Below are 6,812 nucleotides of genomic sequence, written 5' to 3'. Positions count from 1 at the left end.
CACCGCCGTATACTTTTGCAAGTACGTTAGTGATTGCTGCAGTTAGTGTAGTTTTACCGTGGTCAACGTGGCCGATTGTACCAACGTTTACGTGCGGTTTTACGCGTTCAAACTTTTCTTTTGCCATGACGGAACCTATCAGTTTTGTGTATCTAGATTACATATGAAAATAATCCACCAGAGGTAGATTAATTTAATTTTTTCAAATTTCAAATAGTTTTTTCTGACAGATAAAGGAAGTATTCAAGGAGATTCATATGACTGGTGCTGATAGGCAGATTTGAACTGCCGACCTCACCCTTACCAAGGGTGCGCTCTACCAACTGAGCTATATCAGCAACACCATAATTGGAGCGGGCAGCGGGAATCGAACCCGCATCATCAGCTTGGAAGGCTGAGGTAATAGCCATTATACGATGCCCGCTTTAGGAACCTGTTCTTAAACTACCTCTAACCGTCAAGAATAAAGTGGTGGAGGGAGCTGGATTCGAACCAGCGAAGGCTGAGCCGTCAGATTTACAGTCTGATCCCTTTGGCCGCTCGGGAACCCCTCCACGATAATTCTTTACTAATTCACTTTCGGTAAAAGGAAAGTGGTGCCGACTAACCGAGTCGAACGGTTGACCTACTGATTACAAGTCAGTTGCTCTACCAGCTGAGCTAAGTCGGCACTGCTTTAGTACGGGGCGAGATATTAGAGTAAGGTTTATTATGATGCAACTATAAAATTAAAAAAAATGTAATTTTTTAGCTTGAATGCTCACAATTCATGCAAAAGTGCTTAATTTTGCTGTTATTCGTCGTTTTTACTTAGCTCATGCCAATAATTTAATCCTTTCATAACCAATAAAGAATCAAAAATACTGCCACTTATTTGTTGCTGTAACAGCAAACCGTAACCACCGGCGCACAAAATTTGTGGTTTTTGTTCGCCTGTTACGTGTTTAAGTTGATATTTGGCCTGTTCAATAGCGCCTAATGTTGCCACCAGCGCGCCATTTTTTAATCCATTGGGTGTGTTTTTACCTAGCTCGTTTAAAAAGGGGGTATTGGCATCATCAAACACGCGCTGCGTATTTTGTGTTAATGAGCGAGTCATTAAATCAAGGCCGGGCAATATCCAGCCCCCTAAGTGCTCGCCTTCGCCGCTCAATACATCAATAGTGGTTGCAGTGCCGGCATCAACAATAATGCATGGTGTGTTAGGGTAAAGGGTAAAACCTGCCACCAGCGCAAGCCAGCGATCAATACCTAAATTGCAAACCTGTTCATATGCGCAGCTTAAGCCACTGAGATTTTTACTAACATGCGCCTCAAAACACGGAATACTTTTTTTTGCGGCTAATGTGAGCGCGTCATTTAATAATTCACTGTTACCTACACATGCATACACAACCTCAGTTATTGCTTGCCACGGCACGTCGCTCATAGAAACGGGCGTTGCTTGTTGCTCGCGCCATAAGGCCGCTTTTAATGACGTATTACCTACATCTATTAGCAGTTTCATAGTTCGGCCTTTCTTAACGAGATTTCGCCGCCATAGTAACTTTTAACTTCGCCGTCTTGGCGAATACGTATTCCGCCGTGCTGATCAATACCCTCACAAATACCCCGCCAGCTTCTGTGCCCCGTATTTAGCTCTACGCATTCTCCTGCAAAGGCGTTTAGGGCGTTCCACTGTGCGTACATGTTGTTTAGCCCGTCTTGCTGGTAATCTGCCAAACGCTGCTCTAAATAAAAGGTAAGCGAAGCAACTAACTGGTTTTTATCAAGCGCGGTGGTGTGTTGGCTTAAATCAGTCCATGCTTGGTCAATGTGTTCGCTGGTGTTTTGCGGCATTTGTAAATTTATGCCAATACCAATGACTAGCTGACAAGGGCCTTGCGGTTGCCCATCTAGCTCAACTAATACTCCGGCTAGTTTTTGCTTATTTATGTATATGTCGTTTGGCCATTTAAGTTCAATGTCTATATCATAAAGTGCTTTTATAGCATCATATACCGCAAGCCCTACTGCAATTGATACGCCCATAGCAGCTTGCAGGCCATCATCTAAACGCCAAAAATAACTGTAATATAAATTAGCCCCAAATGGAGATTGCCATACCCGCCCTCGCCTTCCGCGCCCGGCTTGCTGCATTTCGGCAACCACAACAGTGCCAGACTCAAGCGCGACTTTATTTTGAATACGGCGCATTAGCTCGCTGTTGGTTGAATCTATAATAGGGTGTACTTCTACTTGGGCTGTATTGGCACCTAATGCATGGTAATGTTTGGTTATATCGGCTTGGTTTAGCAAACCCACCGCATTGTTTAAACTGTAACCTTTACCCGTCACTTTAAATATATCGAGCCCCATGTCTTGCAGTGTTTGAATATGTTTACTCACTGCAGCACGGCTTATACCTAGTTGCTCGCCAAGGACTTGGCCCGATACAAAGCCACCTTGGTTAAGTGCGTTTAATATAGCTAGTTTATTTCCATCTGGTGCTTTCATTACGCGTGCTCCGTAGTAATATGGCATTCACTATTTGTGTTTATAAGCCTTACTTCGTGCTCTAGCATTATGCCGTAACGTGTAAACACCGTATTTTGTATATGCGTGACCATAGTGATTAAATCGCGCCCTTTACTATCACCATGATTTACTAATACCAGCGCCTGCTGCTGATGCACCTCAATCCCTGCTACTGTAAAGCCCTTCAAGCCCGCTTGGTCTATTAGCCAACCTGCCGCCACTTTGTGATGGCTTTCCCCATAGGGGTAATGCGGTAAATCATTAAACCGCACAAGCAGCGCTTCTAAACGCGCATTGCTAATAATCGGATTTTTAAAAAAACTACCCGCATTGGCTAAAGTGTATGGGTTTGGCAGCTTAGCGTTACGAATTTCAATAACCTGCTCAAATACCATTTTAGGGGTGGGATTTTGCAATACTTTGAGTGGGCCATAACTTAAAACTGGCTGCCACTTTTTAGGGAACGCTAAATTAACTTGAGTGATCACCGCTTTGTTTTTTAAAGCATGTTTAAAAATAGAGTCACGATAAGCAAACTCACACTGTGCGTTAGTTAAAGTTACTTTGGTTTTTGTGGCTATATCAATGTATTCAACCGACTCTACAAATTGAGCGAGCTCAACACCATAAGCACCAATGTTTTGTACCGGCGACGCCCCAACAGTGCCCGGAATAAGCGCTAGGTTTTCAAGCCCTGCAATATTTTTATCAAGTAAATAGCTTACTAGGTTATGCCAGTTCTCGCCCGCAGCTGCACTCACTAGTACATCATTTTCACGCTCGGTAATAGTAATGCCCTTTGTGGCCATTTTAATTACGGTGCCTGCGTAGTTTTCTAAAAAGATTGTGTTGCTACCTTCCCCTAATAAACAAAACGGAGCACTAAAACGGTGTGCTTTAAGTTGCTCAACCGAGGTTATTTCAACAAAATGCTGGCATTGATTGTTTAGTGCAAAGGTATGTAAAGGTTTTAATGAGTGCGCCACAAAGGTCTCTGAGTGTACTGGTAACTAATCGCAGTAGTTTACCTTATTGTCGCAAAGAATGTAAAAATCACTCAACCCGCTGTATCAATCATGATATAAAACCTGCACTTATTATTAGTGTTCAGGGTATTTTATGAAAATTAAACCTCTTTTTTTAAGCCTCGCTATGGCCGGTATGTGCTCGCAAGCAATGGCAAACGCGATTGATCAAAACTCATACGCCAACCTAGATGATGTGGTAACAACACACTTAAACCTTGATTTAGATGTCGATTTTGCCGACAAGCAATTAGAAGGTTTTGTTGAGCACACGCTAAAGTGGAACAATGACACGAGTAAAAAGCTGGTACTTGATACCCGCGACTTAGACATTGATAAAGTAATGTACCAAGACACCTCGGGCGATTGGCACAAAGCTAAATTTACACTGGCAGATCGTGATGATGTTAAAGGCTCAAAACTAACAATTACTTTAAAAAGCCAAGCGCCAAAAGTACGTATTTACTACAACAGCCGCCCAGAAGCATCTGGCCTGCAATGGTTAACACCAGAGCAAACTGCCAGCAAAACGCACCCGTTTATGTACAGCCAATCACAGGCTATTCACGCTCGTAGCTGGTTACCAGTACAAGATACCCCTGCCATGCGCGTTACTTACTCTGCCCGTATTCATACACCAAAAGATATACGTGCCGTAATGAGCGCCGATAACAAAGACGCACTATACAAAGATGGCGACTACCACTTTGAGATGCCTCAAGCTATTTCGCCGTACTTAATTGCGATTGGTGCAGGTAATTTAGAATTCAAAGCCATGTCAAAACAAACAGGTATATTTGCCGAGCCTGAAATTTTAGACGCTTCGGTTGCCGAGTTTAACGACACCCAAGCCATGATCGACAAAACCAACGAAATGTATGGTGAGTATGCATGGGGCCGTTACGATTTATTAATGTTACCGCCTAGCTTTCCGTTTGGTGGTATGGAAAACCCGCGTCTTTCGTTTATTACCCCTACCGTAGTTGCTGGCGATAAAAGCTTAGTAAACCTTATTGCCCATGAGCTTGCACACTCTTGGTCTGGTAACTTAGTTACCAACGCGACGTGGGAAGATTTATGGTTAAACGAAGGTTTTACCTCTTACGTTGAAAACCGCATTATGGAAGAAGTGTTTGGCCGCGACCGCGCCGTAATGGAGCAAGCTTTAGATGCAGCAGGCTTACGTGCTCAGCTTAAAACCATTGATGCACCCGATACTCGCCTTAATTTAAAACTTAATGGCCGCGATCCAGATGATGCATTTAGCTCAGTGCCATACACTAAAGGTCAGCTATTTTTAATCTACCTAGAAGAAAAATACGGCCGTGATAAGTTTGATGACTTTGTTAAGACCTACTTTAATGAGTTTGCATTTAAATCGCTGACTACTGCGCAATTTGTTACTTATTTAAAAGCTAACTTAATTGAAAAATATCCAGGCGTTGTAAGCATGGATAAAGTGAATGAGTGGATTTTTGAGCCAGGTTTACCAAGCGATGCACCTAACCCCACATCGGATGCGTTTGATAAAGTAGATACAGCAAGCGCAGCATGGTTAAAAGGTGAAACAAGCGCAGCACAATTACCTACGGCTCAATGGACAGTGCACGAGTGGTTACACTTTTTAAATAACCTACCACGTGATTTAAGCTTAGATAAGATGAGCGAGCTTGATAAGCAATTTAACTTAACGCAATCAACCAATGCAGAGCGCGCGTTTGCATGGTTTATGTTAGCGGTAGGTAATGGTTACCAACCTATTTACCCAGCGCTTGATAAGCATTTATCAGGTATTGGCCGCCGTAAATTAATTGTGCCGTTATACAAAGCACTTATTAAAAATGGTAAGCGTGAGTGGGCACATGATGTATACATCAAAGCACGCCCAGGCTACCACCCGCTTGCACAAGGCACCATTGACGCTTTATTTGATAAATAAGCAACCTGTGCCAACCCAAAAGGTGTTTAGACCTTTAGGGTAAAACAGCAAAACCATTAAAAAAGGCCGATTTATCGGCCTTTTTTAATACTGTAATTTTCTCAAGCTAAAAACTGTAACTAAGCTCAGCGAAGTTAGCGCTTAACATTATTAGCTTGAGATAAGTTTATTACTCAGCGCCTTGGTTCGTTACCTTTTCTAAAAAGGCCTTTCGCTCAGCAATCGTGGCTTGCTGCCACCAAAATTCTAGCATTTGCGGTGCACTTGGCATGCCTTTGCCATTAATAGGCGCAATAGGCTTAATAGGTTGGCTTGGACGCGTTGGACCCGCTGGCACCGTATTTTGTAAAGCAGGCTTTTGACTTGCAAGCTGTGTATTTGAAATAACACTAAGCGGCTGTGCCACAGACGCGCCCTTTGCTTTTAAACTTACCTGTGGTGCCTCAGCAAATATTTTCGCTGATACCGCGTTATCGGCACGATTAAACACCATGTCGTAGTCTTTGTTATCGTCAATAGTAATATCTACCCAAAACGGTTCAGACTCTATTACCTCATGGTCGTCAAAGCCTAGCTCGTATAAATCGGTGTATTTTAATTTTAATCGATAAGACCCTGGGGCAAGTTCAATGTCGTCAACGCGGCTAAATAAAGAGCTTTCAATCACTCTTTCGCCGACTTGTAAAGGCACTAACTCTTCAGGAAAGTGAATATTTCCGGCACTTACTGACATACTCATCAATAGTGCCGCAGCTGCAGTTATTAACATTGGTTTACGCATAAAAACTCCTTTATTTGTTTTGAGTTTGACACTGCAAACAAAATTTGTCATTAGTGACTTTAAATTCAACCCTTACACTGAAACGATTATGAGCACAGAAACAATATTTACAAAAATTATTAACCGCGAAATTCCCGCCGACATTATTTACGAAGACGACACCACCCTTGCATTTAAAGACATAAACCCGCAAGCTCCTTTTCATGTGTTAATTATTCCAAAAAAAGCAATTGCCACTATCAATGATATTAATAGCGAAAACTCACATTTAGTTGGAAATTTATACGAGGTTGCTGCTAAATTAGCCAAGCAATTTAACTTTAGTGACGATGGCTACAGAGTAGTAATGAACTGCAATAAACACGGCGGGCAAACCGTGTATCACATACATTTACATATGCTTGCAGGCAAAGAAATGGGCTGGCCTCCGTATCAAGAAGCTAAAAAATTAAAAACTTAATAATAAAAATTCACTGGAATTATTAGTATTTGGCTAGTTACAAATGTTATGGTTAATCATGTATATAAAGTGAAAAATAATTACTTATTT

General features: G+C 42.1%; 7 protein-coding genes and 4 tRNA genes. 2 read left to right on the top strand and 9 right to left on the bottom strand.

Translation table 11 applies throughout. The annotated features are described in order from the left end of the window. From NQT65_RS16825 to murB, 8 genes are all read right to left on the bottom strand, one after another. Positions 1 to 127, bottom strand: a 127-nt coding sequence (locus NQT65_RS16825) for a GTP-binding protein (protein ID WP_033023824.1), incomplete at its 3' end; no start/stop codon positions are given. Between the two features lie 135 nt (positions 128 to 262). Next, positions 263 to 338: transfer RNA gene (locus tag NQT65_RS16820), tRNA-Thr, on the bottom strand. An 11-nt stretch (positions 339 to 349) separates the two neighbouring features. Continuing rightward, positions 350 to 424: transfer RNA gene (locus tag NQT65_RS16815), tRNA-Gly, on the bottom strand. Positions 425 to 469: 45 nt separating this feature from the next. Further along, a tRNA-Tyr gene (locus NQT65_RS16810) sits at positions 470 to 554 on the bottom strand. Positions 555 to 594: 40 nt separating this feature from the next. Beyond that, positions 595 to 670: transfer RNA gene (locus NQT65_RS16805), tRNA-Thr, on the bottom strand. Between the two features lie 123 nt (positions 671 to 793). Further along, the gene (locus NQT65_RS16800; protein ID WP_256851611.1) at positions 794 to 1,507 is read right to left on the bottom strand and encodes a type III pantothenate kinase; all 714 of its coding nucleotides are present in this window, start codon (positions 1,505 to 1,507) and stop codon (positions 794 to 796) included. Next, the gene (gene birA / locus NQT65_RS16795; protein ID WP_256851610.1) at positions 1,504 to 2,496 is read right to left on the bottom strand and encodes a bifunctional biotin--[acetyl-CoA-carboxylase] ligase/biotin operon repressor BirA; all 993 of its coding nucleotides are present in this window, start codon (positions 2,494 to 2,496) and stop codon (positions 1,504 to 1,506) included. Before birA ends, NQT65_RS16800 begins: the two co-directional genes overlap by 4 nt. Continuing rightward, a complete protein-coding gene (gene murB / locus NQT65_RS16790) occupies positions 2,496 to 3,503 on the bottom strand; it encodes a UDP-N-acetylmuramate dehydrogenase (RefSeq protein WP_256851609.1) in 1,008 nt (335 codons plus the stop codon). The genes birA and murB overlap by 1 nt, the downstream gene beginning before the upstream one ends. A 133-nt stretch (positions 3,504 to 3,636) precedes the next feature. Between murB and NQT65_RS16785 the strand changes: the two genes are divergently transcribed. Further along, entirely contained in the window at positions 3,637 to 5,481 is a 1,845-nt protein-coding gene (locus tag NQT65_RS16785) for a M1 family metallopeptidase (protein WP_029774313.1), read from the top strand. Between the two features lie 169 nt (positions 5,482 to 5,650). Here NQT65_RS16785 and NQT65_RS16780 read toward each other — a convergent pair whose 3' ends face one another. Further along, positions 5,651 to 6,262, bottom strand: a complete 612-nt coding sequence (locus NQT65_RS16780; RefSeq protein WP_029772876.1) for a DUF2057 domain-containing protein — start codon at positions 6,260 to 6,262, stop codon at positions 5,651 to 5,653. Positions 6,263 to 6,350: 88 nt separating this feature from the next. Here NQT65_RS16780 and NQT65_RS16775 point away from each other — a divergent pair, with 88 nt between their 5' ends. Further along, on the top strand, positions 6,351 to 6,722 hold the full coding sequence (locus NQT65_RS16775; protein WP_256851608.1) for a histidine triad nucleotide-binding protein: 372 nt from the start codon (positions 6,351 to 6,353) through the stop codon (positions 6,720 to 6,722). Positions 6,723 to 6,812 lie beyond the last annotated feature (90 nt).

This window comes from Pseudoalteromonas agarivorans (genome assembly GCF_024518735.1).
Classification (GTDB): Bacteria; Pseudomonadota; Gammaproteobacteria; order Enterobacterales; family Alteromonadaceae; genus Pseudoalteromonas; species Pseudoalteromonas atlantica.
This window is presented reverse-complemented; position numbering and strand designations above follow the sequence as displayed.